The 14,969-nt window shown below is 65.4% G+C and carries 8 protein-coding genes and 1 pseudogene; 6 read left to right on the forward strand and 3 right to left on the reverse strand.

Annotation, left to right across the window (positions count from 1 at the left end; translation table 11 throughout):
- Positions 1 to 58 precede the first annotated feature (58 nt).
- Positions 59 to 1,867 carry a translation elongation factor 4 gene (lepA, locus tag RCI06_RS03880; protein ID WP_288234225.1) on the forward strand — a complete coding sequence of 603 codons (1,809 nt, stop codon included), beginning with the start codon at positions 59 to 61 and terminating at the stop codon, positions 1,865 to 1,867.
- A gap of 756 nt (positions 1,868 to 2,623) precedes the next feature.
- Positions 2,624 to 3,730 carry a radical SAM family heme chaperone HemW gene (gene hemW, locus RCI06_RS03885; RefSeq protein WP_306574404.1) on the forward strand — a complete coding sequence of 369 codons (1,107 nt, stop codon included), beginning with the start codon at positions 2,624 to 2,626 and terminating at the stop codon, positions 3,728 to 3,730.
- Here hemW and RCI06_RS03890 read toward each other — a convergent pair whose 3' ends face one another.
- The gene (locus tag RCI06_RS03890; RefSeq protein ID WP_101548362.1) at positions 3,731 to 4,261 is read right to left on the reverse strand and encodes a Chromate resistance protein ChrB; all 531 of its coding nucleotides are present in this window, start codon (positions 4,259 to 4,261) and stop codon (positions 3,731 to 3,733) included. It abuts the gene before it with no gap.
- 215 nt (positions 4,262 to 4,476) lie between these two features.
- On the opposite strand from RCI06_RS03890, the gene asnA reads away from it, so the two are divergent.
- Positions 4,477 to 5,490, forward strand: coding sequence for an aspartate--ammonia ligase (gene asnA / locus RCI06_RS03895; RefSeq protein ID WP_306574406.1), 1,014 nt, complete (start codon positions 4,477 to 4,479; stop codon positions 5,488 to 5,490).
- Positions 5,491 to 5,818: 328 nt separating this feature from the next.
- Entirely contained in the window at positions 5,819 to 7,900 is a 2,082-nt protein-coding gene (locus RCI06_RS03900) for a glutamine synthetase III (protein ID WP_306574408.1), read from the forward strand.
- Between the two features lie 51 nt (positions 7,901 to 7,951).
- On the opposite strand, the gene nrdG is transcribed toward RCI06_RS03900, so the two are convergent.
- Both nrdG and RCI06_RS03915 read right to left on the reverse strand, forming a co-directional pair.
- Entirely contained in the window at positions 7,952 to 8,464 is a 513-nt protein-coding gene (nrdG, locus tag RCI06_RS03905; protein WP_306574411.1) for an anaerobic ribonucleoside-triphosphate reductase activating protein, read from the reverse strand.
- A 20-nt stretch (positions 8,465 to 8,484) separates the two neighbouring features.
- A pseudogene (locus tag RCI06_RS03915) lies at positions 8,485 to 10,991 on the reverse strand (hypothetical protein); the annotation flags it as partial.
- 322 nt (positions 10,992 to 11,313) lie between these two features.
- Here RCI06_RS03915 and RCI06_RS03920 point away from each other — a divergent pair.
- Together RCI06_RS03920 and abc-f are read left to right on the forward strand one after the other, a co-directional pair.
- Positions 11,314 to 12,924 (forward strand): peptide ABC transporter substrate-binding protein, encoded by a 1,611-nt coding sequence (locus tag RCI06_RS03920; protein WP_306574413.1) that lies wholly within the window; start codon positions 11,314 to 11,316, stop codon positions 12,922 to 12,924.
- 304 nt (positions 12,925 to 13,228) lie between these two features.
- On the forward strand, positions 13,229 to 14,764 hold the full coding sequence (gene abc-f / locus RCI06_RS03925) for a ribosomal protection-like ABC-F family protein (RefSeq protein WP_306574416.1): 1,536 nt from the start codon (positions 13,229 to 13,231) through the stop codon (positions 14,762 to 14,764).
- Positions 14,765 to 14,969: the final 205 nt, after the last annotated feature.

Consider the following 14,969-nt stretch of genomic DNA (forward strand, 5'->3'; position numbering starts at 1 on the left):
ATTTAGTATTGGAAAAATTTTAGGATGCCCATTGGACGGGCGGAAACGGCAGGGCAAAATGGATAAGGAACACATCCGTAATTTCTGCATCATCGCGCATATCGACCACGGCAAAAGCACGCTGGCCGACCGCATCCTCGAACTCACCGAGGCGGTGAGCCAGCGGGACATGGAGGACCAGATCCTCGACAATATGGAGCTCGAGCGGGAGCGCGGCATCACGATCAAGGCGCGCGCCGTCACTCTCACCTACCACGCGGACGACGGGCAGGACTACCAGTTCAACCTGATCGATACCCCCGGACACGTCGACTTCAACTACGAGGTCTCCCGGTCGCTCGCCGCCTGCGAGGGCGCGGTGCTCGTGGTGGACGCGTCGCAGGGCATCGAGGCCCAGACGCTCGCCAACACCTATCTGGCGATCGAGCACGACCTCGAGGTCACCCCCGTCATCAACAAGATTGACCTGCCCGCCGCCGAGCCCGACCGGGTCGCGCAGGAGGTCGAGGACATCATCGGCATCCCTTGCATGGACGCGCCGCGCATCTCCGCCAAAACGGGCGAAAACGTCCACGCGGTGCTCGAGCGGGTCGTCGCGGACATCCCCGCCCCCGAGGGGGACGAAACCGCCCCGCTGCGCGCGCTCATCTTCGACAGCGTCTACGACAGCTACCGGGGCGTCATCGTCTACGTCCGCGTCATGGACGGCACCGTCCGGCCCGGCATGACCATCCGCATGATGTCCACCGGCGCGGAGTTCACCGTCGTCGAGTGCGGCGTGATGGGCGCGACCAGCCTCGTGCCGCAGGAGGAGCTTGCCGCGGGCGAGGTCGGCTACATCACCGCCTCGATCAAGACGGTGCGGGATACCGCCGTCGGCGACACCGTCACCGACGCCGGGAATCCCGCCGCCGAGCCCCTGCCCGGCTACCGCAAGGTGCTGCCGATGGTCTTTTCGGGCATCTACCCGCAGGACGGCGCCAAATACCCCGACCTGCGCGACGCGCTCGAAAAGCTCCAGCTCAACGACGCCTCTCTCTCCTTTGAGCCGGAATCCTCCGTCGCGCTCGGCTTCGGCTTCCGCTGCGGCTTTTTGGGACTCCTGCACATGGAGATCGTGCAGGAACGGCTCGAACGGGAGTTCAATCTTGACATCGTCACGACGCTGCCAAGCGTCGTCTACAGGCTCCAGATGCAGAGCGGTGAGGAGCTCACGATCGACAATCCCGCCAGCTATCCCGACCCGGCGCAGATCGTATCGGCCCAGGAGCCGTTCGTCAAGGCGAACATCTTTACGCCGCCCGCCTACATCGGCAACATCATGGAGCTCTGCCAGGACCGCCGGGGCGTCTATCTCGACACCAAATACCTCGACGCCGACCGGGTCGAGCTTCATTACGAGCTGCCCCTCAACGAGATCGTCTACGATTTCTTTGACGCGCTCAAATCCCGCACCCGCGGCTACGCCTCCTTCGACTATGAGATGTGCGGCTACCGCGACAGCAAGCTCGTCAAGCTCGACATCCTTTTAAACAGCGAGGTCGTCGACGCGCTCTCCTTCATCGCCCACGCCGACAAGGCCTATCCGCGCGCGCGGCGCATCTGCGAAAACCTGCGGGACAACATCCCCCGCCAGCTCTTTGAGGTGCCCATCCAGGCCGCCATCGGCGGCAAGGTCATCGCCCGCGAAACCGTCAAGGCGCTGCGTAAGGACGTGCTCGCCAAATGCTACGGCGGCGACATCACCCGCAAAAAGAAGCTGCTCGAAAAACAGAAGGAAGGCAAAAAGAAAATGCGCCAGCTCGGCTCCGTCTCGATTCCGCCCGAGGCGTTCACCGCCGTGCTCAAGCTCGACTCGAAGGACTGATTTGCCGCCCGAGGGGCGGCGGGACTTGCCAGCTCCCGCCGGCAGGGGGCTTCCTTGGGCTTGCCGCTCATGAGCGGTACAGTTGCCGGGTCCCGCCCCGGCGGGCGGCCCCATTTCTTGTACGGACAAGAAATGGGGAAAAGAAGCCGCAGGGGGCTGCGCCCCCTTGACCCCCAGGCCGCGACGGCCTGCGGCCATAAAGGTCGCGGCCCCGTGCCACGGATCGAAGGACCAGCCTACAGCAGTCCATCAGCCGCCGCGCCGCGGGCGCAACGCCTCTGCCGGCGAGCCTCAGGAGCCGTGCCGCGGGTGCGGCCGGGGAGGCCGATCGTAATGCTCCCAAAGTGCCGCAGTGTCTGCCAGGGGGTGGGCGCACGCGCATTGTTGCAACGGCCCTCAGGAACCGTGCCGGACATGCGCACGGGGAGATACGGCCGTTGGGTGCGCCCGCAACCTGAATTGAGCCCTCAGCTGGTGTACCTGTGGGGAGTGACGGCAACCGGCGGGTACTGGCAAGGTACTCCCGGGGGATTCTCAAGGGGACTGGCGGAAGTCCCCTTGAGCGTCCTTCTTTGGGTACTTTCTTTGACGCAAAGAAAGTACCCCGCCCGCCGGGGCGGGACCCGGCAATCCCCTGCCGCCGAAGGCGGCTCCTCTCAGCCCTCCGAAGGAGGGCGATAAAACTTCCGCCGCTCCCCGAGCGGCAAATCCAAAAAAGCCCCCGCCGCCCGCAGGGCGGCAAAAAAGGAGATTCCCATGTGCGACGCCCTCTATATCCACATCCCCTTCTGTGAGCGCAAATGCCCCTACTGCGACTTCTACTCTGTGGCGGCGGACGAGGCGCTGATGGACGCCTATACCGACGCGGCCATCCGCTCCATCGGGCGGGCGCCCTACGCGCTCGCGCCGCTCGATACCGTCTATTTCGGCGGCGGCACCCCTTCGGTACTGGGGGGCCGCCGCCTTTCGTGCATCCTCGAGGCGGCGGACGCGCGCTTTGGGATCGCTTCGGGCGCGGAGATCACCGTCGAATGCAATCCCCATTCGGCGCTCGGGCGGGAGCTTTCCATCCTGCGGGCGGCGGGTGTCAACCGCCTTTCGTTCGGGATGCAGAGCGCCGACGACGGCCAGCTCCGGCGGCTCGGGCGGCTGCATACCGCCGCCGACGTGGTTTCGGCGGTGGAGACGGCGCGGGGCTGCGGCTTCGCGCATTTTTCGCTCGACCTCATGCTCGCCACGCCCGGCCAGACCCCTGCGGACATCGACCGGGCGGTCGGCCTGTGCGGCAGGCTCGGCGCGGAACATGTGAGCGCCTACCTGCTCAAGATCGAGCCGGGCACCCCCTTTGACCGGCAGGGGGTCGCGGCGGCCTGCCCGGACGAGGAGGGACAGGCCGCGGCCTACCTGCACGCGGCCGGATCGCTGGAGGCGGGAGGCTGGAGGCAGTACGAGATCAGCAATTTCGCGCGGGAGGGCCGCGTCGCCCGCCACAACCTCAAATACTGGGACTGCCGGGAATACCTCGGCGTGGGACCGTCGGCCCACTCGTTCGTAAATGGGCGGCGGTTCTATTTCCCGCGCGACCTGCGGGGATTCCTCGCGTCGGGCGGGGATTTCTCCCGGGCCGTCGACGACGGCCCGGGCGGGGACGCGGAGGAATACCTGATGCTCCGCCTGCGGCTTTCCGAGGGGGTGCGCTGGGACGCACTCGCGGCCCGCTATCCCGGCTTTGGCGCGAAAAATCTGCGCGAAAAAGCCCGCCGGATTCCCGGCGGGCTGATAACGCTTGATTCGGACGGCCTGCGCCTCACGGCGGAGGGCTTTCTCCTCTCCAACGCGGTGATCGGGGAGCTGCTCGGCTAATCAGACGTCCATCATCTTCCTGAGCTGCTTGCCCAGATCGGAGGCGATCCCCTTGACCCCGTCGATAATCTCGTTGATGCCCGTTTCGATCTCCTTGGCCTCGGAGGCCTTAAAGAAGTCGCGGGAACGGGTCTTGCGGTAACGCTTTACCATCTGGCGGATGCGCTCGGTCTCCTGCGCGGTCAGCGGCTGTTCGGGCCGTTTGAGCATGAGCAGCACGTTCGCGCAGTCGGAGAGCAGCTCGGTGTATTCGTCGTCCACCTGCTTTTTGAAGCGGGCGGTCATCTGCGCCTCGTCGTTCGGGTCGGTGAAACGGAGCTCGACGATCGACGCCTCCCCCCCGAGCTGGCGGATCTTCTGCGCCAAAGCGGAAAACTGCTGCATGCTCTGGGCCGTGTTGGGCAGCAGGGCGACCCCTTGCTTGAAGTATTCGGCGCCAATCTCCTTGAGCTTTCGCCAGACGTAGACCCGTGCCTTCGAGGGATTGATCGGCACGTTATAGCTCAGCGCCAGCCAGACGGTCCGCGGCATACGGCCCACCTCCCAACTCGTATCGACAAATTTCGCGTCCCACCACACACAACGGGGCGCGATCTGATTTTATTGTAACCGTTGTTTCCTTTTTCGTCAACACCCGGCCGCCCGGATGGTGGAATTTCTCTTGCATGGAAGGGCCGCGGATGGTAGAATAATGAAATGAATTGTATTCCGTCCACGGGCGGATTTTGAAAGGATGGTCATCCCCCATGTCGGTGAGAAACCTCTCCCTGCCGGAGCACTATTTTTCCAAGCTGGACATTATGGAAACTGAGATCGCCATCAAGCTGGCGAAGGACACCTTTGAGCGGGAGCTCGCGCGCTGCCTCGAATTGACGCGTGTGTCCGCGCCCCTCTTTGTACAGCCCGAGACCGGCCTCAACGACGACCTCAACGGCGTAGAACGGCCGGTGCAGTTCGATATCCTCGACCTCGGCTCCGACGTGCAGATCGTCCACTCGCTGGCGAAATGGAAGCGTCTCGCGCTCGCGCGCTACGGCTTCGCGCCCGGCACCGGGCTTTACACCGATATGAACGCCATCCGCCGCGACGAGGTGCTCGACAATCTCCACTCGGTCTACGTCGACCAGTGGGACTGGGAGAAGGTCATCACCCGCGAACAGCGGTGTGCCGAAACGCTGAAGGATACCGTGCGCCAGATCATGAAGGCGCTCTGCAAGACGCAGGAGACCCTTGCCAACCAGTTCTCCTGCCTCGAACGCTACCTGCCGGAACAGATCTCCTTCGTTACGAGCCAGCAGCTCGAGGACGAATACCCCACCCTCTCCCCCAAGGCGCGGGAGGACGCGGCCGCCAAAAAATACGGCGCGGTCTTCATCATGCAGATCGGCGGCGCGCTCAAGTCCGGCAAGCCCCACGACGGCCGTGCGCCCGACTACGACGACTGGTCCTTAAACGGCGACATCATCATCTGGTACCCGGTGCTCGGACGGGCGCTCGAGCTCTCCTCGATGGGCATCCGCGTCGACGCCGACGCGCTGCGCCGCCAGCTTGAAATCTCCGGTCACACCGAGCGTGCGTCGATGCCCTTCCACAAGATGCTGCTCGAGGGCCGCCTCCCGCTCACGATGGGCGGCGGCGTGGGCCAGAGCCGCATCTGCATGGCGATGCTCCAGAAGGCCCACATCGGCGAGGTGCAGGCGTCCGTCTGGCCGGACGACATGCGCGACGCCTGCGAGGCGTCGGGCATCCACCTGCTGTAACCAGGGGGAACTTTTGCCAAAGGGAACTTTCGAGAAAGTTCCCTTTGGAAACCCTTAAAGCTTTTGATTCAGGCCCGCCGCGGCACGTCGCCGCACGCGCGCCCCGTGAGACAAACGTTTTTTCCGGTCTTGGAAAGGCCTCAACGAATAACAAAAATTTTCGCCCGCCTTTTTTAAAAGGCGGCGGGGTCGCGGGGCGGAGCCCCGCGTCGCGCCCGCAGGCGCGAAACGCTTGATCCTTTAAGCGTATTTTCTTTGCTGCTTTCTTTTACAAGAGAAAAGAAAGCAGGCCCGCCGAATCGCGGGAAACGGAGAGGGAGGGAAACACATGGATCTGACAAAGCTGTTCGGCTGCCGGGTGTTCGGCGACGCCGCGATGCGCGAGCATCTCTCGCGCGAGGTCTACGAAAGCCTGCGGCGCACCCGCGAGGCGGGGCTGCCGCTCGACCCGTCGATCGCGCAGGCGGTCGCGGAGGGGATGAAGGACTGGGCGATCGCGCAGGGCGCCACCCACTACACCCACTGGTTCCAGCCGCTGACCAACATCACCGCCGGCAAGCACGACGCCTTCATCGAACCGGACGGCGAGGGCGGCATGATGCTCGAATTTTCCTCCAAGGCGCTCATCAAGGGGGAGCCGGACGCGTCGAGCTTCCCGTCGGGCGGGCTGCGCGCCACCTTTGAGGCGCGCGGATACACCACCTGGGACCCCACCTCCCCCGCCTTCGTCAAGGACGGCACCCTCTATATCCCGACCGCCTTCTGCTCCTACGGCGGCGAGGCGCTCGACCAGAAGACCCCCCTCCTGCGTTCGATGCAGGCGGTCGGCAGCGAAGGGGTCCGCCTGCTGCACCTGCTCGGCGAGGAATCCGTCAGCTATGTCATCCCGACGGTCGGCGCGGAGCAGGAGTATTTCCTCATCGACCGCGCGCTCTACGAGCAGCGCCTCGACCTGAAGATCTGCGGCCGCACCCTCATCGGCGCGAAGCCCCCCAAGGGGCAGGAGCTCGACGACCACTACTGCGGGCGCATCCGCCTGCGGGTGTCCGACTTCATGCACGCGCTCGACGAGGAGCTCTGGTCGCTGGGGGTGCCCGCCAAGACCAAGCACAACGAGGCGGCCCCCGCCCAGCACGAGCTGGCCCCCGTCTACGACCAGGCGAACATCGCCTGCGACCACAACCAGCTCACGATGGAGATGATGCGGGTCGTCGCCAAAAAGAAAAACCTCGCCTGCCTGCTGCATGAAAAGCCCTTCGCGGGCATCAACGGCAGCGGCAAGCACAACAACTACTCCCTCATCACCGACGCCGGCAAAAACCTCCTCTCCCCCTCGGGGGACCCGGTCAAAAACCGGCGCTTCCTGCTGCTGGCGGCGGCCTTTGTCCAGGTGGTGGACGAGTACGGCGACCTGCTGCGCGCGTCGGCCGCCTGCGCGGGCAACGACCAGCGCCTCGGCGGCTGCGAGGCTCCGCCGCCGGTGATCTCCGTCTTCCTCGGGGAGGCGCTCACCCGCACCCTCTTCTCCTTCGCCGACGGCGGCGGCTGCCCCGAGGAGCACCGCCAGCTGCTCAAGACCGGCGTGGACGCGCTGCCCGAGCTCGTCAAGGACGACTCCGACCGCAACCGCACCTCCCCCTTCGCCTTCACCGGCAACAAGTTCGAGTTCCGCATGCCGGGCGCGTCCCAGTCGATCGCGCTGACCAACGTCGTGCTCAACACCGCGCTCGCCGACGTCTTTTCCGGCTTCTCCGACCGGCTGGAGCGCGCCGCCGACCGCGACGCGGAAATCTGCGCCCTCATCTCCGAGGTCATGCAAAAGCACGGCCGCATCATCTATAACGGCAACAACTATTCCGAGGCGTGGGTTCAGGAGGCCCGGCGGCGGGGCCTGCCCATCATCCCCTCGACCGTTGAGGCGTTCGACTGCCTCGTCGCGCCCAAAAATATCGCCCTTTTCGCGCGGCACGGCGTCTTTACCGAGGCCGAGTGCATCTCCCGGCATGAGATCCTGCTGGAAAACTACGTCAAGGTCGTCGGCATCGAGGCCGCCACCCTCATCGAGATGGTGCGGCGGCAGGTCTATCCCGCCGTCGTGCGTTACACCGGCGAGATCGCCGAGACGGTCAACCGGATGCGCACCGCGGGCGCGGCGGCCGTCTCCACCGTGCGGCTGCTCGACACCCTCACCGCGCTCGTCGACCAGATCGACAGCGAGCTCGGCGCCCTGCGGGACGCCTATGCGCGCAGCCAGTCGATCGAGGACGTGCACGCCCACGCCGAATTTATGCGCAGCGACATCCGCCTGTGCATGGAGAGCCTGCGGGCCGCCTGCGACGCCGCCGAGACGATCATGGACGGGTCTTGCTGGCCGATGCCGACCTACACCGACCTGCTGCTGCGCGTATAAAACTACATAAAACGAGGGCGGAGCCTTTGGCTCCGCCCTCGTTTTTCCGTTTTATTGTGCGAGCCCGGCGGCGGCAAGCGCCTCCGGGACTTTGATCAGCCGCTGGTTGCGGCTGCCCCGGTACTCCAGCGTCAAATCGCGCTCCGCCTCGAGATACGGTCCGTCGACCAGCAGGTCGGCCAGCCGCAGCAGGCGCAGAACGGCGGGATTTCGTTCGCCTATGTGCAATAACTGTTCAAATGTATACCCGGAGTAAATCACAATGTTCTTGCCGAGCGCGCGGATGCGTTCCCCGAGCGCGGCGAGCGCCTCCGGCTGGCAGAAGGGTTCCCCGCCCGAAAAGGTCACGCCGCTCATCAGCGGGTCGGCCTTCACCTGCCGCACAATCTCGTCGGGGTCCGCGGGGTAGCCGCCGGCAAAGTCGTGGGTCTGGGGGTTGTGGCAGCCGGGGCAGCGGTGCGGGCACCCCTGCACAAAGACGACGTACCGCATCCCCGGGCCGTCGACGATCGAGTCGGAGACGCACCCCGCGACGCGCAGCGGCGGAATCTCTTCCGCCGGCATCAGAGCTTTACTTCACGGCTGACGGTGTGCTTGACCCGCTCGCCCACCTCGGCGCGCTTTGCGTCGTTGAACCGGTCGAGGGTTCCCACCAGATAGCCGGTGATGCGGCGGATGCGCTCGAACCCGACGCCCTTGCCGACCATTTCCACGCCGTCCTGATTGATCTGTACCATAAAAAATGCCTCCTCATTTAATCGTTCTAAATTGTTCAGAAGGAAAGCGGATTCGCGCTGCGCTCGCTCTCCTCAAAGGGGTCCCCGCAGTAGCCGCAGTTGGCGGCGCTCTCCTGCCAGCAGCCGAGCTCCCGCAGCTTCTGGACGCTCACGGCCTCCCCCTCGCGCCTGCCGCAGCGGGGGCAGACCTCGTCGATGATGCCGGTGTAGCCGCAGACGGGGTCGCGGTCGACCGGGTGGTTAATCGAGCCGTAGCCGATGCCGCACTCCTTCATGTAGCGCACCACCTGCTCGAACGCGTCGAGGTTTTTCAGCGGGTCGCCGTCCAGCTCGATGTAGGAGATGTGCCCCGCGTTGGTCAGCGCGTGGTAGGGCGCCTCGAGGCGGATCTTCTCGCTGGCGGAGATGTTGTAGTAGACGGGGATGTGGAAGGAGTTGGTGTAGAACTCGTGGTCGGTGATCCCTTCGAGCTCCCCGAACTGCTTGCGGTCCATCCGCACGAACCGCCCCGAAAGCCCCTCGGCCGGGGTGGCGAGCAGGGTGTAGTTGAAGCCGGTGGCGCGGGTCGCGTCGTCCATGCGGCGGCGCATGTGCCCGATGATCTCCAGCCCGAGGTTCTGCGCGTACTCGCTCTCCCCGTGGTGCTGGCCGATCAGCGCCTTGAGCGTCTCCGCCAGCCCGATGAAGCCCATCGACAGGGTGCCGTGTTTGAGCACCTCGCGCACCTCGTCGTCGGGACCGAGCTTGTCCGAATCGATCCACACCCCCTGCCCCATCAGGAAGGGGTAGTTGCGGACCTTCTTTTTCGCTTGGATTTCAAACCGCTCCATGAGCTGGTCGATCACGAGGTCGATCTTGCGGTCGAGCTCCTCGAAGAACCAGTCGACGTCCCCCTTCGCGCGGATGGCGATGCGCGGCAGGTTCACCGAGGTGAAGCTCAGGTTGCCGCGGCCGTTGACGATCTCGCGGGTGGGGTCGTAGTGGTTTCCGATCACGCGGGTGCGGCAGCCCATGTAGGCGATCTCCGTCTCGGGGTGGCCGGGCTTGTAGTACTGGAGGTTGTAGGGCGCGTCGATGAAGGAAAAGTTGGGGAAGAGCCGCTTGGCCGACACGCGGCAGGCGAGCTTGAAGAGGTCGTAGTTGGGTTCGCCGTCGTTAAAGTTGATCCCCTCCTTCACCTTGAAGATGTGGATGGGGAAGATGGGGGTCTCGCCGTTGCCGAGGCCCGCCTCGGTGGCGCGCAGCACGCATTCGACCACAAGGCGGCCCTCCGGCGAGGTGTCGGTGCCGTAGTTGATCGACGAGAAGGGGATCTGCGCGCCCGCGCGGGAATGCATCGTGTTGAGGTTGTGGACGAACGCCTCCATCGCCTGGTAGGTGGCGCGGCGGGTCTCCTTGACCGCCTCCCGGCGGGCGAACTGCTGGAGCTTTTCCGCCGTCTCCCCGTCGGTGTATTCGTGCAGCAGCTCGGCCTCCTGGTCGCGGTAGCCGTTGTCGTCCGCAAAGACGGGGCCGATTCCCCGCGCGTCGAAAATCCCGTCGCGGATCGCCTTGGCGATCCCCTCCGCGTCGTCGATGCCGCAGAAGAGCTCGAGCCCCTTGGCGAGGTTGCGGGTGTAGAGCTTGCGGTAGGTCTTCGCCACCCCCTTGGCCATTCCGTAGTCGAAGTTGGGGATGCTCTGCCCGCCGTGCTGGTCGTTCTGGTTGGACTGGATGGCGATGCAGGCGAGGGCCGCGTAGCTCGAGATGTCGTTGGGCTCCCGCAGAAAGCCGTGCCCGGTGCAGAAGCCGCCGGTGAAGAGCTTGTCGATGTCGATCTGGCAGCAGGTGGTCGTCAGCGTCAGGAAATCGAGGTCGTGGATGTGGATGTCCCCCGCCAGGTGCGCCTTCGAGTGCTCGGGCCGCAGCACGAACATGTGGTAGAACTGCTTGGCCCCCTCGGAGCCGTATTTGAGCATCGTGCCCATCGCGGTGTCGCCGTCGATGTTGGCGTTCTCCCGCTTGATGTCGTTCTCGTCCGCCGACTTGTAGGTGAGCTCCTCATAGGTCTTCATGAGGCGGGTGTTCATATCGCGCACGCGGGTGCGCTGCGCGCGGTAGAGGATGAACTCCTTGGCGGTGCGGGCGTGGCCGTTGTCCACGAGCGTGCGCTCCACCGCGTCCTGGATCTCCTCGACCGTGGGGCTCTGGTTCCCGGCCTCCTCGAGGGAGGCGGCCACCTGCTCCGCCAGCGCGCGGGCCATCTCGTAATCGCTGCCGCCCAGCGCCTGCGCCGCCTTGAAGATCGCGGCCGCGATCTTGTCGAGGTCGAACAGGACGCACCGGCCGTCGCGCTTTACAATCGTCTGTATCATTCGGGTACCCTCCGTTATCTTGTTGTCCCCATATTTTGTGGTATTTTTCTTTATTTTCCACAAGATATAGTTCCATTTCATCACGCAGTTTCTATTTTAATGGAAAACAGGTTCCCTGTCAATGGTGAAAAACACATTTTTTAGTAGCGGTTTTTTCGTTTGACACAAGATGTTGTGTTTTTGGCGAATTCTGGGGATTCAGGCCGAACCCCCGCGGCGCAGCAAATCCCGGGCTTTTCCGCACCTTTTGGGTGCGCGCGGGTTTGCAAACCGGCGCGAATTCTGATAGAATTTGACTAAGATTTCAACGGAAGGTGCCGCCATGAGAAAACTGCGCGCAGCCGCTTTGATATTGTCCCTGCTGCTCCTGCTGGGCGGATGCGGAAGCTCCGCCGGCGAGATCATCCGCTACGACGTCCCCACGGGCGTTTCCCTGCTCGACCCCCAGTTCGCGACCGACACGACCGCCCGCATGATCATCTCCAACACCTTTGAGGGGCTCTACCGCCAGCTTCCCGACGGCGAGGTGGTCCCCCGCCTCGCCGAAAGCAGCGAGGTCTCGGGCGACGGGCTTGTCTGGACCTTCCACCTGCGCCGGGATGCCGTGTGGAACGCCTCCAGCAGCCGTTCCGCCTTCCACGAGGCCCCCGTGACCGCACACGACTTCGCCTTCGCGCTCTCCCGCATGTTCGACCCGGCGGCGTTCAGCCCCTTCGCGGGGGAATTTTCCTCGGTCAAAAACGCCTCGCTCATCCTGAGCGGCGCGGCGCCCCAGTCCTCGCTCGGCGTGCGCGCACTCGACGACTACACGCTGGAGATCACCCTCATCCGGCAGGACAGCCGCCTGCCCGAGCTGCTCTCCGCGAGCTACGCGATGCCCTGCAGCCGGGAATTCTTCGAGTCGACGCGCGCCCGCTACGGCTTCGACATCGGAAGCCTGCTCTGCAACGGCCCCTTCTATCTCTACAACTGGAACAACGACCGGGTGATCTCCCTGCGCCGCAACAGGCATTACCTCGACGACCAGCCGGTCGTCGCGCGCGGGGTGGACCTCTATACGCCCGGCGCGGCGGACGGCGCCGAACCCGCCGCCCGTTTCCTCGCGGGCGAGACGGACGCCTGCAAGGTCTCCTTCTCCGACCTTCCCGCCGTGGAGGACGCGGGCGGGCAGGTCGCCTCCTTTGAGGACACCGTGTGGGTGCTCCTGCTCAACGGACACAAGGAGCCCCTCGCGAACACGAACATCCGCCAGGCGGTCGCCTACAGCGTCAACCGTTCCCTCTTTGAGGGCCGGCTCCCCGGCAACCTGCGCGCCGCCGACACGCTGGTGCCGCCCGCCATCCTCTGGCAGGGGGAGTCCTTCCGGGCGCGGGCCGGGGAAACCGGGCCGCTCGTCTCGAGCCCCGACCTCGCCAAGCGCTGCTATGTGGCGGGGCTCGAGGACCTCGGGCGCTCCGCCCTGCCGCTGGGGGAGCTGCTCGTCTGCGAGGGCAACAACCAGCGGGCGCTGGCCGGGTACGTCCAGCAGGGGCTCCAGCGGTCCCTCGGGCTCTTCGCCGGGCTGAACGTCCTGCCGCAGGAGGAGGCCCTCGAACGGGTGCGGGAGGGCGATTTCGACGCGGCCATCGTGCCCCTCTCGGCCGCCTATTCCTCCCCCGACGCGCTGCTCTCCCTCTTCCGGTCCGGCTCGGGGCAGAACTGGGCGGGCTATTCCAACGCCGATTTCGACGCGCTGCTCGATTCGGCCTCCACCCTCAGCGGCGTTGAGCTGTTCGACGCCTACCGTCAGGCGGAGACCCTCCTGCTCGAGGACGGCGCGGTCATCCCCCTCTACTTCGAAACGAGCTACTACGCCTCGGGCAAGGGCGTCACCGGCATCGGGTTTTCGCCCTTTTTGACGGGCGTCTCCTTCCAGTCGGCCGACAGGGAATAGCTCCCGCTTGACAAGAACCCGGCCCTGTGATAAAATACAGCCAAATCTAAGAAAGCACGAGGTTTCTGCGGAAGATGCGTAAATAACAGCCGATGAATCAAGAACACACCACGGCGGCCGCTGCGGCCGTCTTATGTTGTTCTGTCCGGCTGGCATCCGCCGCAGAAATTTTTATTGCCCGCAATAAAAATGCGCCTCCCCGCCCCTGGGCGGCAGCGCCGCGCGCCTGTGCGCTTTTTTGCATGGCCGCGCGCTTTCTGCGAATCGGAATCCCTCCCGGACAGGACGTCCGGGAGGGATTTTTATGTATCTGTTACAGGCGCGGGACCTCAAAAAAAGCTTTGGGGTCCGCACGCTCTTTTCCGTGGATAAGCTCGAGGTCCACGACGGCGACCGCATCGGGCTGGTCGGCGCGAACGGCGCGGGCAAATCGACGCTCTTAAACATCCTCTTTGGCGGAGAGCCCGCCGACGAAGGAACCATCGACCGGCGCTGCCCCATCGCGCTCGTCCGCCAGTCGGGCGAGGCGGAGGGCGAGGGCGACGGGCGGACGCTCCGGGAGTGGGCGGTGGCGGACGGCGCCCGCAAGAGCGGCGGGGAGCGCACCCGCGCCGCGCTGGCGGCGGCCTTTTCACGCGGGGACCCGCTGCTCTTCGCCGACGAGCCGACCACCAACCTCGACCTCGACGGCATCGAGACGCTGCAAAAGCAGCTCCGCGGGTACCGCGGCGCGGTGGTGCTCGTCTCCCACGACCGCGCGCTGCTCGACCGGGTGTGCACCGCAATCTGGGCGATCGAGGAGGGGACGGTGCGGGTCTTCCCAGGCGGCTATTCCGCGTGGATCGCCGAGCGCGACCGGGAACGCGCCTTCCGGCAGTTCGAGTATGACCAGTACCGCGCGGAAAAGGCCCGCCTGCTCGCGGAGGCGCGCGACCTGCGGGAAGCGGCGCGCGGGATGCGGAAAATGCCCCGGCGCATGGGACTCAGTGAGGCGCGGCTCCACAAGGGCACCGCCTCGATCCCCCAGGGCACGGTGGAGGCGCGGGCCAAGGCGCTCTCCCGCCGCGCGGAACGCCTGGAGGCGCGGGAACGCCCCGGAGACCTGCCCGAGGTGCGCATGGCGCTCGGCGCCGCGCACCCCGTCACCGCCAAAACCGCCGCGCGCGTCGAGGGACTGACCGTCCGCTACGGGCCGCGCACCGTTCTGAAGGACGCCTCCTTCTCCCTGCCCACCGGCAGCCGCACCGTCATGCTCGGTCCCAACGGCACGGGCAAGACCACCCTTCTGGAGCACCTGATGCGCGATGGCGAATGTGCCCGGTTCGCCGAGGGGGTGAAGCCGGGGTATTTCTCCCAGAATCACGAGGTGCTCGACCCCCAAAAGACGGTGCTCGAAAACGCGCGGGCCGATTCCCCGCTCGAGGAGCACGAGGTGCGCACCATCCTCGCCAATCTCGGTATCGCCGGGGACGACGTGCACAAAATCGCGGGGACCCTCTCGGGCGGCGAACGCGCCAAGGCGGTCTTCGCGCGGCTGCTCGCCTCCGACTGCAACCTGCTCGTCCTAGACGAGCCGACCAACCACATCGACCTCTACACCGCTGAGGCGCTTGAGAGCCTCCTGCGAAAATGGAAAGGCACCCTGCTCGTCGTGACCCACGACCGCCGCCTTGCCGAGCAGGTCGCGGAGCGGCTGCTCTTCGTCGAACAGGGCGGCGTCTCCGCCTTTGAGGGCGGCTGGCAGGCCTGGCGGGAGGAGCAGGCGCGCCGGGCCGCTCCACGCGACGCTGGGCTCGACGAGCTCATCGAGCGGATGCGCCGCGCGGCGGAGTTCTCTTGATTTTGCCGCTCGTGGGCGGAGGAGGTTGCCGCGCTGCGCCCGGCAGGGCGTCGACGGGAATTGCCGCCCGTGGGCGGTAAGAATCACGAGCGTGTTCCGCCGCGCACCGGTTTTAGATTTTCCGCCCTGCGGACGGAAGGCCCCTTTTTTGCGCCCCTCCGGGGCGCTCCAAATGTGCCGCCTTCGGCGGCGGAGATTGCCGGGT

The organism is Anaerotruncus massiliensis (ex Togo et al. 2026) (assembly GCF_030825285.1).
In the GTDB taxonomy this organism is placed as follows: Bacteria; Bacillota; Clostridia; order Oscillospirales; family Ruminococcaceae; genus Anaerotruncus; species Anaerotruncus massiliensis.